This is a genomic window from Paenibacillus sp. NPDC058174 (genome assembly GCF_042883865.1).
GTDB lineage: Bacteria > Bacillota > Bacilli > Paenibacillales > Paenibacillaceae > Pristimantibacillus.
In genome coordinates this window covers 18559-41676 of record NZ_JBHVUY010000004.1, presented here as the reverse complement: position 1 = coordinate 41676, position 23118 = coordinate 18559, and the positions used below count along the sequence as shown (strand labels likewise).

Sequence of the window (23118 nt, the reverse complement as noted above, 5' to 3'; positions counted from 1 at the left end):
ACTCGGTTGCAATTGAAGATTTGAAGGCCTAATATTGCTACGATGATGAGAAAAAATTGGCAGATTAGCGGATACTTAAAACATTTTACTAGTCAAGGTATTGGGCGGTGTAAAAGACTGCAGTTTTTGAGTATGTAGAAGTCATTCTTCGTTTGCAGGTCATAGAAAGTAAACACCCCAACCTCTTGCGGTCGGGGTTTTACATAGTGGGGGCGAGGGGAGTATCCAATTCTTAATTAAATTTACTGACGAAGAAAACTCGACGATGACGTGCTTAGCGGTAGAATGAGATGCCGTGCTCATCCGCTTCGCTCCCTGCGCGCGGAACGTACCCCATTGTCCTCCTTCGGACTGGATCGACCCCCCCTCTTTTCCACGCAAAAAAGCCAGCCTCTTGCGGCTGGCTTTGATGATGGTGGAGGCGAGGGGATTTGAACCCCTGTCCGAAGACAACGCCACACAGGCTTCTACGGGTGTAGTCACAGTTTTGATGTCACCCGAGCAGCGCCCCGTAACCGGCTATGCGTTGGGTCAGCCTGATTATCTTCTTCCGTCGACCCCAGGCGGAGACCGAACGGCGTATCCCACTACATGTTAGCCCCTAGTCTAGTCACATGGGCGATGCTAGGTAGGAGCACGCTCACAGGTTATTAAGCTGCGAAAGCGTAGTTTGTTTGTTGTTTGCCATTTAATAGGCTTTAGCGTTGATGAAGCAGACGACTCCCTGCTACCCGCAACCCGCGCTCGTACTATCCCCGTCGAATCCATAAACGCCCCCAATACGGCATAAACGGCTCCTTAACGCCGATTAGCACATGAAGCCCGGATCTAACGATCTATCGAGCACGAATGCATCATGCAGCCTTAATTGCATGTCTGACTTGTTTCAAACCATCCTTGATTGGTACATACCTAGTATAACACGATTCACGCCCGCTCTGCCGAACTTCTTACTGGCAGGGAGGGAGGATGCTGGAATCCATTCTAAAACCATCTAACGGGCAACCTTCTGCTTCTCACGCAGCGCACGCTGAATGTCGCGTTGTGCGTCGCGTTTGGCAGCCGTGTCACGCTTGTCAAACTGTTTCTTACCTTTACCCAGGCCAATGAGCAGCTTGGCGTAACCGTTGCGCACATATATCTTCAGCGGCACAATGGAGTAGCCTTCCTGCTTGGATTGTCCAAGTAATTTATGAATTTGTTGCTTGTGCAGCAGCAGCTTTCTCGCACGCGTCGGATCAGTCGGGTTATGGCGGTTACCCTGTTCAAACGGGCTGATGTGCATGTTATGAATGAACATCTCACCGTTCCGGATCGTCGCGAACGCATCGCCGATATTGGCCTTGCCCATGCGAAGCGCTTTGATCTCCGTGCCCATAAGCACGATTCCCGCTTCGTACGTATCTTCGATGAAGTAATCATGGGAAGCCTTCTTATTCTGCGCTAATTGCTTGCCGTCGCTTTTCTTGCTTGCCATTGAAATCACCCCTTCGTCGTTACGCCACATGTTCAAGTAAGCGCTGTTAGGAATACATTGTAACAAATAATAAGGGCCTAATGCAACGCCAGTCCCTGCCCGGTAGACAAAATGCAAATATACAGTTTGTTTGGACTAAATTAGCCCATTTTAGCGTTCAAAATGTAAAAGTGCAGGTGAATCCGCGTAATATCGCCCGTTTGGTGCATTTTCACGGTATTCAAATGTATTTTTGCATTTTGAGGCGGAAAATCAGCCATAAAAGCGCAATCAAAATGTACTTTTACATTTTGTTACATGCTGCCTAAGCAAACTGCACCGCTCAGGTGATGCAATCGGATGACTGCATAATACAGAGGACATACAGCCCACTACACAAAGTAAGTAAGAGCAATTCACTGCCCCTACAAACTACAGACTGACTACCCCTGTAATAACCGAGCTGCTCCGCATCTCCAAATCAATCAAGTCAAGTCCTGTCTATACAAAAACCGCCCAGACCAGATGGCCCGGACGGTTCCTCGCAGTTAGTAAGCTATTACAGCTTAACTACGTTTTCTGCTTGTGGTCCACGGTTGCCTTGAACAACGTTGAACTCAACGCGTTGGCCTTCTTCAAGAGTTTTGAAGCCTTCGCCAGTGATTGCGGAGAAGTGTACGAATACATCGTTGCCGCCTTCAACTTCGATAAAGCCAAAACCTTTCTCTGCGTTAAACCATTTAACTGTACCTTGTTGCATGTGTAAAAACCTCCACAAAATAAAATTAATATGCGCCTGTTTCGTTTTTAAACAAAAAATTCACACATTGGAAAAGGTCTCATGACTTTAATGACACCCTTTTCAATATGTGAATTCAGGTTCATATCATCAATTGCTTTGAGTGTACTATACCCAAATTCAAAAAGCAAGCGACAAGCTTAAATATATTTTGCCAGCTTATCCATTACACGGCGCTGCAATCCGGCAGACCCGAGCAGCAACGCCATGTTTGGGGGTAAAGTAAACATCTGGTATTTATTTTCGATTTTTGCGTACGAACGCAGCAGTCGCGTTACCGCCGCCGCCTCCGTTTTTCTTCTTTCTCTTCTTAGTCTTGCCTTCCGCCCCGGAATTATTCACATCAGGCGAAACTTGTTTATTTTTTTCTTGAAGCTGGCCATCCGCCTCCTGCTTCGGCCGGCCTCCGCCTGCAGCGCCAGCGCCTCCTGCTTGGCCGCGCGACCCAGCCGCGCCAGCACCTGCGCCTTTGCCGCCTCTAGCGCCGCCGCTGCGCCCGCGGCCGCCTTGGCCACCGCCGCCGCTCCGGCTGCCGCGGCTGTCACGTCTCTCCGAGCGAGGATCCTCGCCCGTGTCGCCGCCCCAGCTTTTGCTGCCCTCACGGATGGGCAGCCCCCACATATCAACACGCGGCACGCTTTTGCCGCCGCGTACACGCCTGCCTGGCTCCAGCGGCTCCGCCGGCTTGCGCCAAGGCGAGCTCTCCGCCGCTGCGCCTGCGCCAGCAGCGCCGTTCGCGCCCTCAGCTCCAGCGCCTCTGCGCCGGCGCTTGCCGCCCTCGTTCTTGTTCACTTCATCTCTTGCTTCGTTCACTTCTGCAACACCTTTCCCCCGGCCGCCGGATCTCTCATCTCCTGGCATGCCCAATGCTATAAAATCATTATTGCCGCGGCCGCCTTTTCCCTTCGCCGCATCGCCTGACGCGCCAGCGGCTCCTTTGCCGCCTTTGCCACGACGGTCTGCCTTGCCGCCCTTGGCCGGTGCAAGCGCGCCCACGCCGCCTTTGGCGCGGTCACCGCCGCCGCCGCGTTTCCCGCCGCGTCCGCGATCTTCCGATCCGCTGCGGCCAAATCCGCCGCGCTTCTTCGCGCCGCGGCCTGCACCGAAGCCGGCATCGGCTACGCCTTTGAACCCGCTTCGCGGTTTCATATCGACCATCTCGAAATCCATCGTATACTCTTCCATGTTCACGCGAGCCAGACGGATCTTCACTTCATCGCCAATGCGGTACACCTTCGAAGTACGCTCGCCAATCAGCACCATGTGAAGCTCGTGGAAGTGGTAGTAGTCGTCAGTCAAATCGCTTAGACGAATAAGCCCTTCCACCGTATTGTCCAGCTCGACGAACATGCCGAAGCTTGTGACGCTGCTAATAATGCCGTTGAACTCTTCTCCGACCTTATCCAGCATGTATTCGCATTTTTTCAGCCGGTCCGTATCCCGCTCCGCATCAACAGCCAAGCGCTCCCGCTCGGAAGAATGCTGTGCATAGTCCGGCATGCGGGCTGCCAGCGCCTCCTGGCGCTTCTCAGGCAGCGTGCCGCCGTTCTCCAGCACCTCGCGAATGACACGGTGAATGACCAAGTCAGGGTACCGCCGAATTGGCGACGTGAAATGCGTATAGAACTCTGCAGCCAATCCGAAGTGGCCGAGACATTCCGCGTCGTATTTCGCCTGCTTCATCGAACGAAGCATGACGGTCGAGATAACCGTCTCCTCCTTCGTGCCGTGGATCTCCTCCAGCAGTGTCTGCAGCGCACGCGGATGGACGGAATTGCCCTTGCCCTTCACGACATAGCCAAAATTCGACGCAAATTGCATAAAATGAAGGAGCTTCTCCTGATCCGGGTCCTCGTGAATCCGGTACAGAAACGGTACACGCAGCCAATGAAAATGCTCTGCGACCGTCTCGTTCGCCGACAGCATGAACTCCTCGATAATTTGTTCCGCAACAGACCGCTCACGCTTCACGATATCGACGGCTTTCCCTTGCTCATCCACGATCACCTTCGACTCCTGGAAATCGAAATCGATCGCACCGCGCTTCATCCGTTTCTTCCGCAGCTTCATCGCCAGCTCTTCCATCAGCTTGAACATATCAAGCAGATCGGCATAGCGTTCCTTCAGCTCCGTCTCCGGCTCTTCTTCAGTCGCCGTCAACAGCTTGCGCACGTTGGAGTATGTCATCCGCTCTTTCGTCTTAATGACGCTCGTGAACACCTCATGGCGTACCCGCTTCAGCGTCTTCGCATCAAACTCCATCTCACAGGACAAAGTCAATCGGTCTACCTGCGGGTTGAGCGAGCAGATACCGTTCGACAAACGGTGCGGCAGCATCGGAATAACGCGATCCACCAGATAGACGCTGCAGCCGCGCCGGAACGCTTCTTGGTCCAGCTCAGACTTTTCTGTCACATAATAGCCGACATCGGCGATATGAACGCCCAGCAAATAGTTGCCGTTATCCAGCCGTTTCACATGAACCGCGTCGTCCAGATCCTTCGCATCCTCGCCATCGATCGTAACGATGACTTCGTCACGCAAATCCCGGCGTCCCTGCTGAATGATCTCTTCCTCTGTAATCGAATCGGGAGCGGCTTCCGCCTCCGCCATCACCTCGTCCGTAAAGCTTTCCGGCAGCTGATGCTTGCGGATAATCGACAAAATGTCGATTCCGGGATCATTCTTATGTCCCAAAATTTCGATAATTTCTCCTGTTGCCGCCGCACGGCCCTCAGGATACGACACGATTCGCGCTACGACCTTCTGGCCCGTAACCGCTCCTTGAAATTCGCCTCTCGCGATGAAAATATCACGGTTAATCCGCTTATCATCCGGAATAACGAAGCCAAACGACTCATGGTTCTCGAATGTGCCGACCACTTGTACGACAGCACGCTGCACGATTCGTACAACCTCGCCCTCCAGGCGGCCGCCGCTTTCGCTTTGCGAAGTAATACGGACGAGCACGATATCGCCGTTCATCGCGCTTTTCTGATCATTGGCATGTATATAAACGTCAGGGTGGTCCTTCTCGTCAGGCAGCAGAAAAGCAAAGCCCTTCGCGTGCGCCTGCACCTTCCCTCTCAGCAGGTTCATCCGCTCAGGAACACCATAGCGCTCATTGCGCGTCCGGATGACTTTTCCTTCCTCTTCGAGCTGATTAAGCATCTTCAAAAAAAGCTTGAACTCCGCGGCATTCTCAATGCCGAAATGCTGCTCCAGCTCCTGGTAAGTCATCGGCTTATACGCCGTCTCCTGCATAAAATCAAGCAGTTCCTGCTCTTGCATCATAGTTATCCTTTTCACCTCATGCACCGGTAGTTCTATCATGACTTGCATCCATTGCTGCCGGTTGATAGATTATCATATACCATTTAGTATACACGAAATACGGGGTCCGCATCCGCGCATTCTGGAAAATGCAACAAAAAAAAGCAGAAGGCTTCACCTTCCGCTTTCCGGTACAACTTCTACAGTTTCACTACGTATGCAACAACAAGGGACAACACGAAAAATCCGACTGCAAGTCCAATTGTCAGACGTTGCAAGAACAAATCCAGACCGCGTGCTTTCTGTTTACCGAACAAGTGCTCAGCACCGCCGGAGATTGCACCGGACAAGCCAGCGCTTTTGCCCTTTTGCAGCAAAACGACCGTGATCAAGCCGACCGAGAAGACTACGAGCAATATTTTCAAAAAGATTTCCATTTCATCCACCTCCAGCACAGGAGCTCCGTTAAAAACACATAAATCGATTGTAGCATAGCCCATCTATGAATTCAATAGTTTAGATCGCCTGCCTGCTTCATCCATTTTTGCCCTTGCCCCGGCAGCTCTGCTGCGCATCGTAAAATCCTGCAAATTCCGCTGCTCAATAAGAGTTCCGCCCGCATGCCCGTTTTCCTCCCCACGCCAAAAAAAAGAGCATCCCGCAGGATGCTCTTCTCTCTCAAAGACATTCGGGCTGGGCCCGGTCCGTCTTATTTGAAGTTTTTCAGGTTGTAGAATGCAGATTTGCCTGCATATTGAGCTGTCGAACCCAATTGGTCTTCGATGCGAAGCAATTGGTTGTATTTCGCTACGCGGTCCGTACGGGACGGAGCGCCAGTTTTGATTTGACCAGCGTTTGTTGCAACAGCGATGTCAGCGATTGTGCTGTCTTCGCTTTCGCCGGAACGGTGGGAGATAACTGCAGTGTAGCCTGCACGTTTCGCCATTTCGATCGCGTCGAATGTTTCAGTCAGGGAACCGATTTGGTTAACTTTAACCAGGATCGAGTTGCCTACGCCTTTTTCGATACCGTCGGACAGACGCTCAGTGTTCGTTACGAACAAGTCATCGCCAACGAGTTGTACTTTGCCGCCCAGTTTGTCAGTAAGCAGCTTCCAGCCTTCCCAGTCGTCTTCGGAGCAGCCGTCTTCGATTGTAAGGATTGGGTATTTATCAACCCACGAAGCGAGCAGGTCAACGAATTCAGCAGATGTGAACGATTTGCCTTCGCCTTCGAGGTGGTATTTGCCGTCTTTGTAGAACTCAGTCGAAGCAACGTCCATACCGAGGAATACGTCAACGCCTGGCTTGTAGCCTGCGCGCTCGATAGCGGAGATGATTGTTGTGATTGCTTCTTCGTTGGAAGCCAGGTTAGGAGCGAAGCCGCCTTCGTCGCCAACAGCTGTGTTCAGGCCTTTGTCTTTCAGAACCGATTTCAGGTTGTGGAAGATTTCAGCGCCGATGCGAAGAGCTTCTTTGAACGTTGGAGCGCCAACTGGCAGAACCATGAACTCTTGTACGTCAACGTTGTTGTCAGCGTGCTCGCCGCCGTTGATGATGTTCATCATTGGAACTGGCAATGTTTTAGCGTTGAAGCCGCCCAGGTACGTGTACAGGGATACGTTCAGCGCGTCAGCTGCAGCGCGTGCAACAGCCATCGATACAGCCAGAATTGCGTTTGCGCCCAGTTTCGCTTTGTTAGGCGTACCGTCAAGCTCGATCATTTTACGGTCGATTGCCACTTGATCAAGTGCGTCCAGACCGATGATTTCAGGAGCGATGATTGTGTTTACGTTCTCTACTGCTGTGATAACACCTTTACCCAGGTAGCGGCTTTTGTCGCCGTCGCGAAGCTCAACAGCTTCGTAAGCGCCAGTGGATGCGCCGGATGGAACGATAGCGCGGCCTTGGCCGCCGGATTCCAGGGATACTTCTACTTCAACAGTTGGATTCCCGCGGGAATCAAGCACTTCGCGTGCGTATACATCAACGATGATAGACATGAATGAAACACTCCTTTTAAATGTTGGATTTAGTCGTTGGTTATTACTTTTGAACGAGCGACGTTCCGGTCATTTCTGCCGGTTTGGACAGCTGCAGCAGATTAAGTACTGTAGGTGCCAGATCGGCCAAAATGCCGCCTTCGCGAAGCTCTGCTCCCGCACGAGTCACGATGCAAGGAACCGGGTTCGTCGTATGCGCCGTGAAAGGACGGCCATTCTCGTCGAACACCATATCTGCGTTGCCATGGTCAGCTGTAATAATCGCTACACCGCCTTTGGCAAGAACCGCTTCTACCACTTTGCCGAGGCATTCGTCCGTCGCTTCCACCGCTTTGATCGTCGGCTCCAGCATGCCGGAGTGACCCACCATATCAGGGTTAGCAAAGTTCAGAATGATTGCGTCGTGCTTGTCAGCTTCAATCTCGCTGACAGCCGCAGCCGCAACTTCATAAGCGCTCATCTCCGGCTTAAGGTCATAAGTAGCAACCTTTGGAGAAGGAATCAGAACACGGGTTTCACCCGGAAGCTCCGCGTCGCGGCCGCCGCTGAAGAAGAACGTAACATGCGGATACTTCTCCGTCTCGGCGATGCGCAGCTGCTTCTTGCCGTTCTGAACGAGCACTTCGCCCAGCGTGTTGTCGAGATTCTTAGGTGAATACGCAACAAAGCCGCCAACCGTTTCGCTAAACAGCGTCAAGCAGACAAAATACAAGTTTTTCGGCGCTTTATCGCCGCGGTCGAACCCGCGGAAATCTTCGTTCGTAAATACTTGTCCCAATTGAATCGCGCGATCGGGGCGGAAGTTGAAGAAAATAACCGCGTCCTCCGATTCCACGAGACCAACTGGCTTGCCGTCTTCGCCCACGATAACCGTTGGCATAACGAATTCATCATAAACCGAATTTTCATAGGATTCAACTACCGCTTTGATCGGGTCAGTGGACGTTGGACCTTCGCCATAAACCATGGCACGGTACGACTTCTCAACACGCTCCCAGCGCTTGTCGCGGTCCATCGCATAGTAACGGCCTTGAACCGTTGCGACTTGGCCTACGCCAACCTCTTCGATCTTCGCTTGCAGCTGCTCCAGGTAACCTTTAGCGCTATCCGGTGCTACGTCACGGCCGTCCAAGAAGGCATGCACATAAACCTCAGTGAGTCCTTCCTTTTTCGCCAGCTCTAGCAGTGCGAACAAATGCGCGATATGGCTGTGTACGCCGCCGTCAGACACGAGGCCGTACAGATGAAGCTTCTTATTGTTCGCTTTCACATGGCGCACAGCGCCAAGCAGCGTTTCATTGTCGAAAAACTCGCCGTCGCGGATCGATTTGCTGATCCGGGTCAGGTCTTGGTACACGATGCGTCCTGCACCGATGTTCAAATGGCCAACCTCAGAGTTGCCCATTTGGCCTTCCGGCAAGCCTACCGCCTCGCCGCATGCCGTCAACGTCGTATGCGGGTAAGTCGACCAGTAACGATCATAGTTCGGCTTTTTCGCTTGTGCGACCGCGTTGCCCGTCACATCGTCGCGAAGGCCGAAGCCGTCCAAAATAATGAGTGCTACAGGTTTTGGAGCTGCCATTTACTTGGCCCCCTCAACGAGAGCGATGTAGGATGCTGGCTCCAGGCTTGCACCGCCGACGAGAGCGCCGTCGATGTCCGCTTGGCCCATGTATTCCGCAACATTGTTAGGCTTCACGCTGCCGCCGTATTGAATGCGTACTGCGTTTGCAGTCGCTTCGTCATACAGGCCTGCAACGACGCCGCGGATGTAGCCGATTACGTCTTGTGCGTCTTCGGAAGTCGAAGATTTGCCAGTGCCAATCGCCCAGATTGGCTCATAAGCGATAACGACTTCAGCTGCTTGTGCTGCGGACAAACCTTGGAAAGCCGCTTCAGTCTGAACTTTAACGACATCCTTCGTTTGGTTCGCTTCACGCTCTTCAAGATGCTCGCCTACGCAGACGATTGGCGTCAAGCCGTGCTTGAATGCCGCATGCGTCTTTTTGTTGACGATCTCGTCCGTTTCCGCGAAGTAAGCACGACGCTCGGAGTGGCCGATGATCACATACTTCACGCCAAGATCCTTCAGCATAACGCCGCTGATCTCGCCTGTGAATGCACCATTGTCTTCAAAGTGAAGGTTTTGCGCGCCGATCGCGATCGACGTGCCTTTTGCTGCCTCTACCAAAGCCGGAAGCGTTGTGTATGGAGCGCAGATTACGCTTTCTACACCGTCAACCTCTGCTTTGCCTTTTACTTCGGAGAAGAAAGAAACGGCTTCGGATACGGTTTTGAACATTTTCCAGTTGCCTGCAATGATTGGTTTTCTGCTCATCGTATTGCCTCCTAAATTCATTATTCATTCCGGATGAAGCTATATGAAGGTAAGACTATTTATCGTTAAGAGCTACAACGCCAGGAAGCACTTTGCCTTCCATGAACTCGAGGGAAGCGCCGCCGCCTGTCGAGATGAAGTTCATACGGTCAGCCAGGCCGAATTTCTCAGCTGCTGCAGCGGAGTCGCCGCCGCCGATTACCGTATAGCCTTCTGTTTCGGCACAAGCATTTGCTACAGCTTGCGTGCCGTGCGAGAATGGCTCGATTTCGAATACGCCCATTGGTCCGTTCCAAACAACCAGCTTGGAGTTTTTGATAACGTCAGCGTAAATTTCACGCGTTTTCGGACCGATGTCGATGCCTTCCCAGTCTGCAGGAATGCTGTCGATGCTAACGATTTTTGTGTTCGCGTTTTTGCTGAAATCGTCAGCTACTACGATGTCGACAGGAATCAGGAAGTTTTTGCCCAGCTTTTTCGCTTTCTCGATGAACTCAAGCGCCAGATCCAGCTTGGAGTTGTCAACGAGCGATTGGCCGATTTCATGGCCTTGTGCTTTGAAGAACGTGTAGGACAAGCCGCCGCCGATGATGATGTTGTCGGCAATCTCGATCATTTTGTTGATAACATCGATTTTGTCCTTAACTTTAGAACCGCCTACGATCGCCGTGAATGGACGCTCAGGGTTGTTCAGTGCTTTGCCCAGTACATCCAGCTCTCTTTCCATCAGAAGGCCGGATACGGCCGGCAGGTGGTGTGCAATGCCTTCTGTCGATGCATGCGCACGGTGAGCGGCGCCAAATGCGTCGTTGACATACAGGTCAGCCAGATCAGCAAAAGCTTGTGCCAGCTGCGAATCGTTTTTCTCTTCGCCTTCGTTGAAACGAACGTTTTCAAGCAGCAATACGTCGCCTTCGTTCAAAGCCGCGATTTGCGCTTTAACCGCTTCGCCTGTGGACTCGGAAGCTTTCGCAACCGGTTTGCCCAGCAGCTCGGAGAGGCGTTCTGCAGCAGGAGTCAGACGAAGCTCTTCCACAACTTGACCATTTGGACGGCCCAGGTGGCTTGCCAAAATGACTTTTGCGCCTTTTTCGATCAGGAAGTTGATTGTCGGAAGCGTCTCGCGGATCCGTTTGTCATCAGTAATTTTGCCATCTTCGAGCGGCACGTTGAAATCTACGCGAACAAATACGCGTTTGCCGGATACTTCTACGTCACGAACACTTTTCTTATTCATATCGTATACCCTCCTGATTGGTTGCTTATTCGGTCGAACCTGTTAAGTAAGGACAAGGAATGGACACCGAGATTATAAAGCGGCAAATGCGCAGGCATAGAAACGGCGTTCCTTCATGAAGAAGGAACGCCGTTTGCTTCGCCCCTCGCGTTACCGGGAGCGCTGCAGACTAAGCGCATCCCGGATCATTGAATGATCCGGGATGCAAGCGTTCCTTGCAATTAGGGGAACAAGCTCCCTTAGTCTTACAGACCTTTGCTTGCGATGTAAGCAGCGAGATCAACTACGCGGTTCGAGTAGCCCCACTCGTTGTCATACCAGGAAACGACTTTAACCATGTTGCCTTCAACAACCATAGTCGACAGAGCGTCGATTGTGGAGGAAGCAGGGTCGCCGTTGTAGTCGCTCGATACGAGCGGCAGTTCGTTGTAGTTCAAGATGCCTTTAAGCGAAGTTTCGGAAGCTTCTTTGAATGCTGCGTTAACTTCTTCAACTGTAACGTCAACTTTCAGTTCAGCAACCAGATCTGTTACGGAAACGTTAGGTGTAGGAACACGCATAGCCATACCGTTCAGTTTGCCTTTCAGTTCTGGCAGAACCAGCGATACTGCTTTTGCTGCGCCAGTCGAGGAAGGAATGATGTTTTCTGCAGCAGCACGAGCGCGGCGCAGGTCTTTATGTGGAACGTCCAGTACTGCTTGGTCATTCGTGTACGAGTGAACAGTCGTCATCATGCCTTTAACGATGCCGAATTTGTCATTCAGTACTTTAGCGAATGGCGCCAGGCAGTTAGTCGTACAAGAAGCGTTCGAGATAACTGTGTGAGCAGCTGGATCGTATTTGTCTTCGTTAACGCCGATTACAACTGTGATGTCTTCGTTAGTAGCAGGAGCGGAGATGATAACTTTCTTCGCGCCGCCTTTCAAGTGAAGCTCAGCTTTTTCTTTAGCTGTGAAGATACCTGTGGATTCAACAACGATTTCCGCGCCTACGGAAGCCCAAGGAAGGTTCTCAGGGTTACGCTCAGCGAAAACTTTGATTTCGCGGCCGTTAACTACGATTGCGCCTTCTTTAGCTTCTACCGTTGCGTCAAGCACGCCATGCGTTGTGTCATATTTCAGCAGGTGAGCCAGTGTTTTTGTGTCAGTCAGATCGTTTACTGCTACCACTTCTACTTCAGGGTTGCTCAGGGACGCGCGAAATACGTTACGGCCGATACGGCCAAATCCGTTAATACCAACTTTAACCATTGTTATTTCCTCCTAAATGTTTTTTAAGGGCTAAATGTATTTTCAAAACGTTCTGCAGCTATCCCAGGTGACCGCCACAAACCGTTAAGACACAAATTTACTTCGACTGTTCTTGCTCGATAATCGATACGATTTCCAGCGCTGCCGCTTCGTCTACGACTAACACGTCGTTGTGGCCGAAACGCATCACCGCTGCGATCGCTTCACCTTTGCTTTTGCCGCCGGCGACACCGATAACAACCTCAGTCTTCACAATATCATCCAAACGTAATCCTACCGTCTGCATTTGATGCACAACCCGTCCCTCGCGGTCAAAATAGTACCCGAATGCCTCCGCCAGCGCTCCGTCTCTCGTCATCGCATCCAGCAGCTCCGGCTTCAGCCTTCGCCTGCGGGCCATCACTTTGGCATCTCCGATGCCATGCACGACGATTCGTGAGCTTCGAATGACATCGACAATCTCGCGAATGTTGGGCTCTTGCATAATCGAGGCATACGCCTCTTCGCCCAAATGATCCGGTACATGCAGCAGCCGGTAATTGGCACCGGTGCGCTTTGCCATTGTTGAGGCGATTGTGTTTGCTTGGTAGTCGAGACTTTCGCCGAGGCCGCCTCTTGCCGGTACGAACCAGTTCGTCTTCAGCGGAGCTGAAGTTGTCAACTGATTAGCTACCTGCTCAATCGTAGTTCCGCCGGTTACAGCCACTACATCTCCGGGCTCCATAACCTTGCGAAGCACTTGGCATGCAGCTCGTCCAAGCTCCCGTTTCGTTTGCGCGGACTGTTCCGAGTCCCCAGCCACTACAATGACTTGCGGCAAACCGAAAGCGGTCTGAATCTTTTCTTGCAGTTCGGATAAGCCGAACATCGTCGTGTAGAAAGGCTCCAATTGCTCTAGAAGCTCTCGGCCCGCCTCACTTATCCGCATTCCCGTGGGGTGAATCTCTAGCAAGCCTTGCGATTTCAGAAAATCGGTCTCCGCACGCAGCACCCGTTCCGTCATCGATAATGACGAAGCCAAGGTCCGCCTGCCAATCAGATCAGACAGCTGAACCTGATTCAAGATGGAGTACCGCTTCCGCATCACTTCGAGCAAATCCGGGAGAAGCTGCTGCTGCAGTTCAATAATCTGGCGCATCCTCTATTATTCACTCCATCGGCTCACTGCGTTTTGGAACGGTGATGAGCATTTTGTTTATATAGGACGTTGGACTCAATATGTCCCGCATGCTCATTTTAAGTCCCACCTTTATTTTAGCTAAAAGTTTTAACGTTAGCAAGCGAACATTTGAACGTGAAAACGGTTACCGCCACCATTTTCTCAAATTTATTTTTCTCAGAGCTCTTGATTTCCCGACCAGAATATCATATACTAAATTTTGCTGTTCCATTTATATGTGCGCCCGTGGTCCAATGGATATGACGTAGGCCTCCGGAGCCTGAGATCTAGGTTCGATTCCTAGCGGGCGCGCCATACTACTTATGAATGCTAACCGCCCTCCCGGGGCGGTTTTTTTGCATCTGTATATTTGTGTATCTTAGCCGTATTACGGCGGTTATGCGGCTTGTCCTTCTTTGCTAGTGAGTCTAACCTATCCTCCCCTGTCCCTAATACCCTCTAGCCTGTTCAACAACCTGCTCTGCACATGCCGCAAATGTTATGCTTAGTATCCATCAACATTTCCACTATCTCAAGTTTTTGCATCACCATCCCATTTGCTCATATATCTCCTTATCACATCTTTACCCTCTAACACTGTCATCGTAACTGCGTATTTATGGAGCTGCTGCCCGTCAAAATGTAAAAGTGCATTTTGATTTGCTCAAATCCGCTGTTTCAGCCCCTCAAAATGCAAAAATACATTTTGTTTACCCGATTTAGCTCGATTTCGGCGAAATACGCCTCTTTCAAATGCACTTTTGCATTTTGAACGCCATTTTAGAGGAAATCAGGCTTTTCAAACTGCACTTTTACATTTTGATTTGTTTTGAATGGGGAATCACCCCCATTAAAAGGTTTTATCGGCACCTAAATGAATTATTGAAGCTGCGCCACTCCGATCTCCGCTTTGCCTCGCAACAACACAACAAACCACAGGTTACTCCAACCGCTCTCTAGACTGGAACATTTGGTGCAGCATTTGAGCAATGGTTTTTTCCGAACCCGCCACTCCTGGCCTAAGGTCAGCGATCACTATTTAAATCAATGTTTTACACCACTGCCTGCCATAACTCCCGGTACTCGGGTTTCCTAAGATGACGACACTTATTGCTCCTGAAGCACTTTAATGTTCCAACGATAAACTGGCCCGTTTCATTTACTCGTAATGGTCATAAAACCATCAAACCGCGCCAATTCAGCGTCCAAAAACAATGGTTTGACTATCTTTGACTTTTGAAATGCAATCCGCTATTATGGGATTACGGCAACATCATCTTTGTAATTATCGAGGAGGGACTTACGTTGGACATGAATTTCGTTCCTATGGTTATTGAGCAAAACAATCGCGGAGAACGCGCTTATGACATTTATTCGCGGCTTCTGAAGGATCGCATCATCTTCCTCGGCACTGGCGTTAATGATGTCGTGGCCAACTCGATCATCGCGCAATTGCTGTTCCTGGCGGCTGACGATCCCGAGAAAGATATTTCCCTTTACATTAACAGCCCTGGCGGTTCGATTACGGCAGGTATGGCTATCTATGATACGATGCAATACATTAAACCGGATGTATCGACGATCTGCGTCGGCATGGCCGCTTCGATGGGCGCTTTCCTGCTGACGGCTGGCGCGAAGGGCAAACGCTATGCGCTGCCGAACAGTGAAGTCATGATCCACCAGCCGCTTGGCGGCGCAGAAGGCCAAGCGAGCGATATCGAAATCCGCGCCCGCCGCATTCTGAAAATGCGCGACAAGCTCAACGGCATTCTGGCTGAACGTTCCGGCCAGCCGCTCGAGCGCATCGAGCGCGACACCGACCGTGACTACTTCATGAGCGCGGCAGAAGCAACGGAATACGGACTCGTCGACAAAGTCATCGAGAAAGTACAATAATTTGCAACGCATACCGAAAAAGGCGGCACCCAGCAATGGGCGCCGCCTTTTTTTCCTATATATCGAGTCTCGGCCAGCACGGGCCGTCAATTTCAGTCATTTTTCGCAAAAATAAAAAAAGACTGCCTTAGTCTTTACAGACTTCAGCGACAGCCCCTTTAAATTCTTAGTAAAATTCAACGAAAACAAGCGATTATTGGTTCTCGAGCTCTTCTTTGCTGACGAGTGCGACTAAAGCGTTTACAGCCTGCTCGGCATCGGAACCTTCCGCGCTAATGAATACTTCAGTACCGGAACTAATCGCCAAGCTCATAATTCCCATAATCGATTTGGCATTCACTTTTTTGTCGTCTTTCTCAACAAATACTTCTGAGGAAAATTTGTTCGCTTCTTGAACGAAAAGTGCTGCTGGTCTAGCATGTAGTCCCGTCTTAAGACGAACGACAACCGGAAGCCTTGTCATGGAAACCATACCCCCTATATCATAATCAAATAAAGCATCTACATTCACATGTCATGTAATGAAGCCGTTTTGTACATCATTATATCATTATACCAAAGGATGCACTAGGATAAAAGTTCACCCATTGCGTATTTTTTCTGCCATCTCATCAATTTTTCGTAAACGATGATTGACGCCGGACTTGCTGACATTGCCCTTGAGCAGCTCGCCGACCTCTTTCAGGTTCATATCGGGATGCTGGAGACGAATCTCCGCCACTTCCTTCAATTTATCGGGAAGATTGTTCAGACCGATTTCCTTCTGGAGCAGCTTAATATTATCGATCTGCCGAACCGCCGCGCCAATCGTCTTGTTCAGGTTCGCGGTTTCGCAATTCACGATCCGGTTGACCGAATTACGCATGTCGCGCATGATGCGAACGTCTTCGAACTTGAACAAGGCCTGGTGAGCGCCGATAATGTTCAACAGCTCAATAATTTTCTCGCCCTCTTTGATGTAGAAAATAAAGCCCTTCTTCCGCTCGATGCATCGTGCATTCAGCTCGAACTTATTTGCCAGATCGACAAGGGCATTGCAATGCTCCTCGTACATCGACGAAATTTCCAGATGGTAAGATGAACCCTCCGGATTGTTAACCGAGCCGCCGGCTAGAAAAGCTCCGCGCAAGTAAGAGCGTTTGCAGCAAGGCTTACGAATAATGTCTTTATTAATGCCCAAATTGAAGACGAATCCTTCAGAAACGATCCGAAGCTCGCTCAAAATTTCTTGTACCCTTGACGGAATACGGACAATGTACACGTTATTTTTTTTGAGCCTCATTTTTTTACGGACGAGAAGCTCGGTATGCACTTCATAATGCTTCTTCAGCAGCGAGTAAATCCGCCGCGCGATAGCCGCATTTTCCGTAGAGATGTCCAGAACGACCTTGCGGCTGGATACACTGACAGAACCGTTCATTCGGATGAGTGCCGACAGCTCCGCTCGCTCGCAGCAGGCGTCCGCCTCAACCAAAGTTAGTTCTTTTTTTGTTTGCGCCGCAAATGACATCGTTTTTTCACCTCTTCCTAAGCATCCAGTTTTCCACTAGCTTATAAATATGATGGCTCAAACGCTCCGCATCATGCCTCAGGAATGTCCGGAACAGGACAAGCCGGTCGGCAATAACCTCGTAGCCTCTATTCGTTACTTCATCCAGATCCAGATGAACCGCCTTGGCGCCCATCTCTGCATATTTGTCTTCGACCTGAGGCGGAATCTCGCCATCATTCACGATAACATAGTCGAAAAGATGATGGCCGATATGCTCATAGATCGCATCCAGATGATCGCTTACCGTGTAGTTGTCGGTCTCGCCCGGCTGCGTCATCACGTTGCAGACAAACAGCTTCACCGCTTCAGAGTCGCAGATTGCTTGCGCGAGCTTCGGCACGAGCAGATTCGGAATGATGCTCGTGTACAGGCTTCCGGGACCGATTAGAATCGCATCGGCCTGCTCAATCGCTTCCACCGCTTCCGCCAACGGCTCTACGTCACTTGGCTCCACGAAGACGCGTTTAATGACTTTGCCCGATTTCGGAATGACTGATTCGCCTTCTACAATCGTGCCATCGGTCATTTCTGCCTTCAGTACAATTGCTTGATCCGCTGCAGGCAGAACTCTCCCCCGCACCGCAAGCACTTTGCTCAACTCGCGAATGCCGGTAACAAAGTCGCCAGCAATATCGGTCATTGCCGCCAGCATAAGATTGCCCAGACTATGTCCAGCCAATCCCGTGCCGTTGTTGAACCGGTACTGTAGCACTTCCGTCAGAAGCGGCTCCGCATCCGCAAGCGCCATCAGCACGTTTCGGATATCGCCTGGAGGCGGCATCTGCAGCTCGCTGCGCAGGATGCCGGAGCTGCCGCCGTCATCGGCAACCGTTACGATTGCCGTAATATCGAGCGGCTTCTCCTTCAATCCGCGGAGCATAACCGACAGGCCGGTTCCTCCGCCGATGACGACAATTTTGGGCCGCCTCATTATTTTATGCCTGCTCTGCATCACATCACCTCGTCAATGCTTATCTCTGTCGGCATCGCGATGGCTGACACGAACACGCTCCGTATCGCTGCTGCCGAGCACTCTTCCCAAATATTCAGCAATGGCTACCGAACGGTGCTTGCCCCCGGTACAGCCAATTCCAATGACAACCTGGCTTTTGCCTTCCTTATGATATAAAGGAATAAGAAATTGAAGCATATCCACCAGCTTTGTCAGAAACGCCTGCGTCTCGGGCCATTTCATCACATACTCGTAAACCTCAGGCGTTTGCCCGGTATTAGGACGCAGATGCTCAATATAATGCGGGTTCGGCAGAAAACGAACGTCATAAATGAGATCGGCGTCAATTGGAATGCCGTATTTGAAGCCGAAAGACGTCACATTGATTTGAAGACTGTTTTGCTCCAGATTCGTAAACCGGGACACAATCCGCTCTTTCAGCAAAGCCGGCTTAATGCTGCTCGTATCGATCACCAGCGAAGCGGAGCCCTTCAGGTCCTCCAGCATGCGGCGTTCCATTCGAATACCTTCCAGCGGCATGCCCTCCGGGTTCAGCGGATGACGGCGACGGCTTTCTTTGTAACGCTGAACGAGCACTTCATCCTTCGCATCGAGGAACAAGATCTCGCAGCTGATCGTAAAATGATCTTTGATGAAATTCAATGATTCCGATAATGCGGTAAAAAACTCGCGGCCTCTCAAATCGATAACAAGCGCGACTTTTCCGATTTTACCGTTCGACTGCTCGATCAGCTCCGCAAACTTCGGAATGAGCACCGGAGGCAAATTATCGACACAGAAGAAACCGAGATCTTCCAGGCTTTGTACGGCTATGGTCTTTCCCGCTCCCGACATCCCTGTAATAATGACCAGCTTCGACATCGCTCCCGCTTCCATAACTTCCTCCTCTTGACCCGCTGCGCTTGCTGCAATCAACGGGGTCGTCTGCTGCATCTGCTGCTACGCGCGCAGAATAAGTCCTGCCGCGCCTACTACGCCGGCGTTGTTGCCAAGCGTTGCCGCTACGATTTTCACGCCGTCTTTTGCTTCGTTTTGCGTATATTTCTCGAATACTTCACGGATTTGATCGAATAGGAAATCACCGGCTTTGGATACGCCGCCGCCGATAATAAAGCATTCCGGGTTCAATACGACAGCGAGAACCGCCATCGAACGGCCCAAATAGTAAGCGGCGCGGTTAACGATACGTGCAGCCACTTCGTCGCCCGCTTTGGCAGCATCGATAACGTCTTTCGCCATAATATTTTCAACGAGGGACAACGTCGTACGGTCTCCACGCTCCACCGCGTCTTTCGCCATGCGAATAATGCCAGTTGCCGAAGATACGGTCTCCAGGCAGCCCATCTTGCCGCAGCCGCATTGGATCGCTTCCAGATCAGGCACGATTGCAATATGCCCAAGCTCGCCTGCCATGCCGGCAAAGCCCTCGACGATTTTCCCGCCGATAATAATGCCGCCGCCTACACCAGTTCCCAGCGTATAGCAGACGCAGTTGTCAATGCCTTTGCCAGCTCCAGCCCATGCTTCGCCAAGCGCCGCTACGTTAGCGTCGTTATTCACAAGCACCTTAACTTGAAGCGTGTCTTCCAAATAATCCTTCAAATTTACGTCGCGAATCTTCAGGTTCGGAGCGAATTTAACATAGCCCCGGGGAATATCGAGGAAGCCTGCGATACCCACGCCAACGCCTTCCACTTGCTCCCAGTTATATGACGATTCTTCCACAATATTCTTGGCATATTGCGCAATATTTTGAAGGATCACATCTGTGCCTTTTGCTGTTTCCGTCGGCCCTTCGTACGTCTGCAGCAGCTCGCCTTCCTGATTGCAAATTCCGACTTTAATGGCGGTTCCGCCTACATCGACACCAACGTAAATCTTCTCAGACATTACTAGTCCACCTCATTAATAGGTTATCTTCTCTGTATCCAACTATAAGCGAACGCACTTGTTCGGTCAAGACAACGTGCTGCCAGCCTGCGGCGCGTATTGCCGCGGCTCCTTCATATAAAGAGCCCTGTCCGCAGGAATTGCAGTTCCCGCGAAAAGGGCTCGAAAGGCAAGCTCCAAATCTTTTACAAAGACTGACTCCAGTCTTGCGTAATGTGGCCTTCCAGATACCGTTCACAGTCCAGAGCTGCCATACAGCCGCTGCCCGCAGCCGTAATCGCTTGGCGATACTTGCTGTCCTGTACGTCGCCGCAAGCGAATACGCCTGGTACGTTCGTCTCGGAGGTTCCTGGCTTCACTTTAATGTAGCCGTGATCATCCGTATCGATTTGTCCATCCAGAAATTTCGTATTCGGCGTGTGGCCGATAGCGATGAAAATCCCGTCGGTCTCAATAACTTCTTCTTGGCCGGATTCGTTATCGCGGACTTTAAGGCCCGTTACACCCATGCCGTTAGCCACAACTTCAAGCGGCGTGCGGTTCAGGCTCCAGCTAATTTTTTCATTGTCTTTAGCGCGATCCTGCATGATTTTGGAAGCTCTCAGTTCTTCACGACGGTTGACCAGTTCAACGTTCGTCGCAAAGCGAGTCAGGAAGCTTGCTTCCTCCATAGCGGAGTCGCCGCCGCCCACGACGATGATCTTTTTCCCGCGGAAAAAGAATCCGTCACAGGTTGCGCATGTGCTTACGCCGCGTCCTACGTTATCTTTCTCGCCCGGAATGCCGAGGTACTTCGCCGATGCGCCGGTCGAGATAATGAGCGTCTCGCTGACGAATTCGCCTTTGCCTTCCACCTGCAGCTTGAAAGGACGCTCTGACATGTCCACGCTGTTTACCCAGCCTGTAATGAACTCGGCGCCAAAACGCTCCGCTTGCTTGCGCATGTTCGCCATCAGATCGGGACCCATGATGCCCTCAGGGAAGCCCGGGAAGTTCTCGACCTCTGTTGTCGTTGTCAGCTGGCCGCCTGGCTCAGGACCTTCGATAACAAGAGGATTCATGTTCGCGCGTGCCAGATAGATCGCTGCAGTCAGGCCGGCAGGGCCTGTACCAATAATAATGGATTTGTACATGTTGGGTTTACCTCCGTTTATATGGATGCTCAATGACTGCCGCTGTGCCGCCATATCGTCCTTCCGATCGCCATTGCCCCCGAATGGTTTGAACAAAGTCCCCTATGGGGACCATTCGTGGACAAAAGCGAACGCTGTCGCTTCTCCAGGACGATATGGCCGCTTCGCTTCATCATGGCCAGTTCTAATAAAAAGTCGTTCAACCCTCATGAACTGAGGGGGGTGAGAGTGGGGCGAGATTAGACTTGCTATACCAGCAAGTCGGAATCAGAGTCGCTGGCCGATTGGACATCCGCAATGGAGAAAACGGAGCTGAGCGACTTCATTTTTTCCTTGATGCCGCAAACTTCATCGATTTTCTTCACGTTCTTGCTTACCGTTGCAATGGAAGTGTTGTACCGCTGCGACACCTCGTGGTAAGAGATCGTACGGCGATGCATTTTGGCCGTTAGATATTCTAGTGCAGCTGCCCAGCCTTCAACCTTGGTCAGCTTCGGCACGTCGGGATAGACCCGGGACAAAAACTCGACCCACAGCGTCATCAAGTCATGCTGTTGCACGAGATCGTAATGCTTGTTCATGCGAACGAGCGCCGTCTCCACGACGTCCTGCCACTTCTGTTCCCATACCGGCAGCCTGGAAGGAACCCGGTTCGGCTCGATGACGGTCGATTTGCCCTCAAGCACCGCTTGAAGAGGCTCTTGAACGCCAATCGTGCGAAGAACGAAGATCGCAATCCGCTTCAAGTAATCGTCCTCGTCCTTCTCCAGCAGGAAGGAGCGAAGCACATCCTTCACTTCGTTATCGGCAATCATGCCAAGCGCTTGAATGACCTGAAGCTTCGTATGCTGATCGCCGTGGCGCAGCGCCCAGAAGAACGAGGAACGCACGAGCGGATCCCGCTTCATATGGTCAGGCAAGCCCTCGGAAGCATTTTCCCACAGCTTGAACTGCTCCTCGAACGGCAGATGGTAATGATAGCTGATCGAAGCGTTATGCTCGCCGCCTTTGACAAGCTCCAGCTGTTCCATATAGTAGCGAGGGATGCCCGAATCCGGGTCCAGCTTCGCCGCTTGCTTCCACAAGCGCTCCGCCTCCGTATAGCGCCCGATATTGCAGGCCGCTACCGCCGCATAGTGATACAAGCACGGGTCCTGCGGCAGCGAAGTATCCTTCAGCAGCCGGGTGAAATGGCGGTAAGCAGACTCATGTTCTCCTAAGATGCCCATAGTTGTAGCCAGTTTAAACACATGCTCCTGGTGGAACGGCATGGTCTTAACCAGCATCTCCACCAGCGGCGCCAGCTGCTCGGTATCGCTTTTGTGCTGATAGAAAATCGCCAGATTGCACAGGGCATGCAAATTCCCCGGCTCGATTTCTAAAGCTTCACGGATCGTATCCATCGCTTTGTCGAACAAGCCCATGTAGTAGAACGCCAGCGCCAGGTTGTTGCGTGCCGCAAGGAATTCAGGCTGCGCATCAATAATCTGCTCTAAAATCCGCACCGCCTCGGCAAACTTGCCCTCTTCCAGCAGCATGCGCGCCTGATCATGCTCGACCATCCCTTCACGGGACTTGATGCTCGTAAGACGGGTGGGACGCTCCAGCTCGAAGTGGAGCAGATCCATCATCTCTTCGGCTTCGTCCAGAAACTGGCCGTCCATATCTTCTTCCAGATAATGCACAAGCGCGCCTTCGGCCGCCTCGTAAAGCTCCATATTGGCGTAGTTGTTCGCCATATAAAAATGACATTCCGTCATTGTCGGATCTAGTTCATCGACGATCCAATTCAGAATGCGATTGGACTCCTCGTAATTGCCCATTTCAGATAAAATACCTGCCATATTGCAATGGTTAACCGGATTGTCCGGCTCGTATTCCACAGCTCTCCGGAAATACTTGAGTGCCTTGTCATAGTGGTAACGGTCCAGTGATCGTACCGCCCTCTCGAAAAAAAACGTCGCGTCCCATTGTATCGGTATAATTTTCGTTGGCTGTTCCAAGGCAGCTCGTTTCTTCTCCTTCACCGGCAAGGCACCTCCCGATCTTCTGATTTTCTACGATTATACCATAGCAACGCCTATCCTAACACGAAAGAATATGTGGGAAAATCGCGGACGTTATAATAACCGCCCGCGATTTTCCGTTAATTGCTATTCA

18 protein-coding genes, 1 tRNA gene and 1 other RNA gene are annotated in these 23118 nt (G+C 51.3%); 2 read left to right on the top strand and 18 right to left on the bottom strand.

The window, feature by feature from the left end; translation table 11 throughout:
- Positions 1 to 413: 413 nt before the first annotated feature.
- The 11 genes from ssrA to ACFVVF_RS19425 all read right to left on the bottom strand — a co-directional run bounded on the left by ssrA (position 414) and on the right by ACFVVF_RS19425 (position 13493).
- Positions 414 to 778: a transfer-messenger RNA gene (gene ssrA / locus ACFVVF_RS19475) on the bottom strand.
- A gap of 216 nt (positions 779 to 994) precedes the next feature.
- Positions 995 to 1477 (bottom strand): SsrA-binding protein SmpB, encoded by a 483-nt coding sequence (gene smpB / locus ACFVVF_RS19470; protein ID WP_042168797.1) that lies wholly within the window; start codon positions 1475 to 1477, stop codon positions 995 to 997.
- 538 nt (positions 1478 to 2015) lie between these two features.
- Positions 2016 to 2216: a cold-shock protein gene (locus ACFVVF_RS19465; RefSeq protein ID WP_028609190.1), complete on the bottom strand. Its 201-nt coding sequence runs from the start codon at positions 2214 to 2216 to the stop codon at positions 2016 to 2018.
- 276 nt (positions 2217 to 2492) lie between these two features.
- Positions 2493 to 5549 carry a ribonuclease R gene (gene rnr, locus ACFVVF_RS19460; protein ID WP_387813257.1) on the bottom strand — a complete coding sequence of 1019 codons (3057 nt, stop codon included), beginning with the start codon at positions 5547 to 5549 and terminating at the stop codon, positions 2493 to 2495.
- Between the two features lie 179 nt (positions 5550 to 5728).
- On the bottom strand, positions 5729 to 5965 hold the full coding sequence (gene secG / locus ACFVVF_RS19455) for a preprotein translocase subunit SecG (protein ID WP_387814268.1): 237 nt from the start codon (positions 5963 to 5965) through the stop codon (positions 5729 to 5731).
- Positions 5966 to 6237: 272 nt separating this feature from the next.
- Complete coding sequence (gene eno, locus ACFVVF_RS19450) at positions 6238 to 7530, bottom strand: phosphopyruvate hydratase (RefSeq protein WP_387813254.1); 1293 nt, start codon at positions 7528 to 7530, stop codon at positions 6238 to 6240.
- A gap of 43 nt (positions 7531 to 7573) precedes the next feature.
- A complete protein-coding gene (gene gpmI / locus ACFVVF_RS19445; protein ID WP_387813252.1) occupies positions 7574 to 9112 on the bottom strand; it encodes a 2,3-bisphosphoglycerate-independent phosphoglycerate mutase in 1539 nt (512 codons plus the stop codon).
- Positions 9113 to 9868, bottom strand: a complete 756-nt coding sequence (tpiA, locus tag ACFVVF_RS19440) for a triose-phosphate isomerase (RefSeq protein ID WP_188889270.1) — start codon at positions 9866 to 9868, stop codon at positions 9113 to 9115.
- Between the two features lie 55 nt (positions 9869 to 9923).
- Entirely contained in the window at positions 9924 to 11105 is a 1182-nt protein-coding gene (locus tag ACFVVF_RS19435) for a phosphoglycerate kinase (RefSeq protein WP_387813249.1), read from the bottom strand.
- 245 nt (positions 11106 to 11350) lie between these two features.
- Positions 11351 to 12355 (bottom strand): type I glyceraldehyde-3-phosphate dehydrogenase, encoded by a 1005-nt coding sequence (gene gap / locus ACFVVF_RS19430; RefSeq protein WP_387813246.1) that lies wholly within the window; start codon positions 12353 to 12355, stop codon positions 11351 to 11353.
- Positions 12356 to 12452: 97 nt separating this feature from the next.
- Complete coding sequence (locus ACFVVF_RS19425) at positions 12453 to 13493, bottom strand: sugar-binding transcriptional regulator (protein WP_387813243.1); 1041 nt, start codon at positions 13491 to 13493, stop codon at positions 12453 to 12455.
- A 261-nt stretch (positions 13494 to 13754) separates the two neighbouring features.
- On the opposite strand from ACFVVF_RS19425, the gene ACFVVF_RS19420 reads away from it, so the two are divergent.
- Positions 13755 to 13829 (top strand) — tRNA-Arg (locus ACFVVF_RS19420).
- Positions 13830 to 14825: 996 nt separating this feature from the next.
- Positions 14826 to 15410, top strand: coding sequence for an ATP-dependent Clp endopeptidase proteolytic subunit ClpP (gene clpP, locus ACFVVF_RS19415; RefSeq protein WP_387814266.1), 585 nt, complete (start codon positions 14826 to 14828; stop codon positions 15408 to 15410).
- A gap of 193 nt (positions 15411 to 15603) precedes the next feature.
- On the opposite strand, the gene ACFVVF_RS19410 is transcribed toward clpP, so the two are convergent.
- The 7 genes from ACFVVF_RS19410 to ACFVVF_RS19380 all read right to left on the bottom strand — a co-directional run bounded on the left by ACFVVF_RS19410 (position 15604) and on the right by ACFVVF_RS19380 (position 22985).
- On the bottom strand, positions 15604 to 15873 hold the full coding sequence (locus ACFVVF_RS19410) for an HPr family phosphocarrier protein (RefSeq protein WP_042168817.1): 270 nt from the start codon (positions 15871 to 15873) through the stop codon (positions 15604 to 15606).
- Positions 15874 to 15990: 117 nt separating this feature from the next.
- Complete coding sequence (gene whiA, locus ACFVVF_RS19405; protein ID WP_387813241.1) at positions 15991 to 16920, bottom strand: DNA-binding protein WhiA; 930 nt, start codon at positions 16918 to 16920, stop codon at positions 15991 to 15993.
- Between the two features lie 7 nt (positions 16921 to 16927).
- Positions 16928 to 17893, bottom strand: a complete 966-nt coding sequence (locus ACFVVF_RS19400) for a gluconeogenesis factor YvcK family protein (protein ID WP_387813238.1) — start codon at positions 17891 to 17893, stop codon at positions 16928 to 16930.
- Positions 17894 to 17926: 33 nt separating this feature from the next.
- Positions 17927 to 18811: an RNase adapter RapZ gene (rapZ, locus tag ACFVVF_RS19395; protein WP_387814264.1), complete on the bottom strand. Its 885-nt coding sequence runs from the start codon at positions 18809 to 18811 to the stop codon at positions 17927 to 17929.
- Positions 18812 to 18874: 63 nt separating this feature from the next.
- Complete coding sequence (locus ACFVVF_RS19390; RefSeq protein WP_387813235.1) at positions 18875 to 19825, bottom strand: ROK family glucokinase; 951 nt, start codon at positions 19823 to 19825, stop codon at positions 18875 to 18877.
- A gap of 185 nt (positions 19826 to 20010) precedes the next feature.
- Positions 20011 to 20958 (bottom strand): thioredoxin-disulfide reductase, encoded by a 948-nt coding sequence (gene trxB / locus ACFVVF_RS19385; RefSeq protein WP_387813232.1) that lies wholly within the window; start codon positions 20956 to 20958, stop codon positions 20011 to 20013.
- Positions 20959 to 21206: 248 nt separating this feature from the next.
- A complete protein-coding gene (locus tag ACFVVF_RS19380; protein WP_387813229.1) occupies positions 21207 to 22985 on the bottom strand; it encodes a tetratricopeptide repeat protein in 1779 nt (592 codons plus the stop codon).
- Between the last annotated feature and the right edge of the window lie 133 nt (positions 22986 to 23118).

Excerpts from the sequence above, each read along its gene's own strand:
- rapZ (WP_387814264.1), bottom strand. The coding sequence starts at position 18,811 with ATGGAAGCGGGAGCGATGTCGAAGCTGGTCATTATTACAGGGATGTCG.
- gap (WP_387813246.1), bottom strand. The coding sequence starts at position 12,355 with ATGGTTAAAGTTGGTATTAACGGATTTGGCCGTATCGGCCGTAACGTA.
- ACFVVF_RS19435 (WP_387813249.1), bottom strand. The coding sequence starts at position 11,105 with ATGAATAAGAAAAGTGTTCGTGACGTAGAAGTATCCGGCAAACGCGTA.
- trxB (WP_387813232.1), bottom strand. The coding sequence starts at position 20,958 with ATGTACAAATCCATTATTATTGGTACAGGCCCTGCCGGCCTGACTGCA.
- secG (WP_387814268.1), bottom strand. The coding sequence starts at position 5,965 with ATGGAAATCTTTTTGAAAATATTGCTCGTAGTCTTCTCGGTCGGCTTG.
- ACFVVF_RS19465 (WP_028609190.1), bottom strand. The coding sequence starts at position 2,216 with ATGCAACAAGGTACAGTTAAATGGTTTAACGCAGAGAAAGGTTTTGGC.
- smpB (WP_042168797.1), bottom strand. The coding sequence starts at position 1,477 with ATGGCAAGCAAGAAAAGCGACGGCAAGCAATTAGCGCAGAATAAGAAG.
- whiA (WP_387813241.1), bottom strand. The coding sequence starts at position 16,920 with ATGTCATTTGCGGCGCAAACAAAAAAAGAACTAACTTTGGTTGAGGCG.
- tpiA (WP_188889270.1), bottom strand. The coding sequence starts at position 9,868 with ATGAGCAGAAAACCAATCATTGCAGGCAACTGGAAAATGTTCAAAACC.
- ACFVVF_RS19400 (WP_387813238.1), bottom strand. The coding sequence starts at position 17,893 with ATGAGGCGGCCCAAAATTGTCGTCATCGGCGGAGGAACCGGCCTGTCG.
- rnr (WP_387813257.1), bottom strand. The coding sequence starts at position 5,549 with ATGATGCAAGAGCAGGAACTGCTTGATTTTATGCAGGAGACGGCGTAT.
- eno (WP_387813254.1), bottom strand. The coding sequence starts at position 7,530 with ATGTCTATCATCGTTGATGTATACGCACGCGAAGTGCTTGATTCCCGC.
- ACFVVF_RS19425 (WP_387813243.1), bottom strand. The coding sequence starts at position 13,493 with ATGCGCCAGATTATTGAACTGCAGCAGCAGCTTCTCCCGGATTTGCTC.
- ACFVVF_RS19390 (WP_387813235.1), bottom strand. The coding sequence starts at position 19,825 with ATGTCTGAGAAGATTTACGTTGGTGTCGATGTAGGCGGAACCGCCATT.
- gpmI (WP_387813252.1), bottom strand. The coding sequence starts at position 9,112 with ATGGCAGCTCCAAAACCTGTAGCACTCATTATTTTGGACGGCTTCGGC.
- ACFVVF_RS19410 (WP_042168817.1), bottom strand. The coding sequence starts at position 15,873 with ATGACAAGGCTTCCGGTTGTCGTTCGTCTTAAGACGGGACTACATGCT.
- clpP (WP_387814266.1), top strand. The coding sequence starts at position 14,826 with ATGAATTTCGTTCCTATGGTTATTGAGCAAAACAATCGCGGAGAACGC.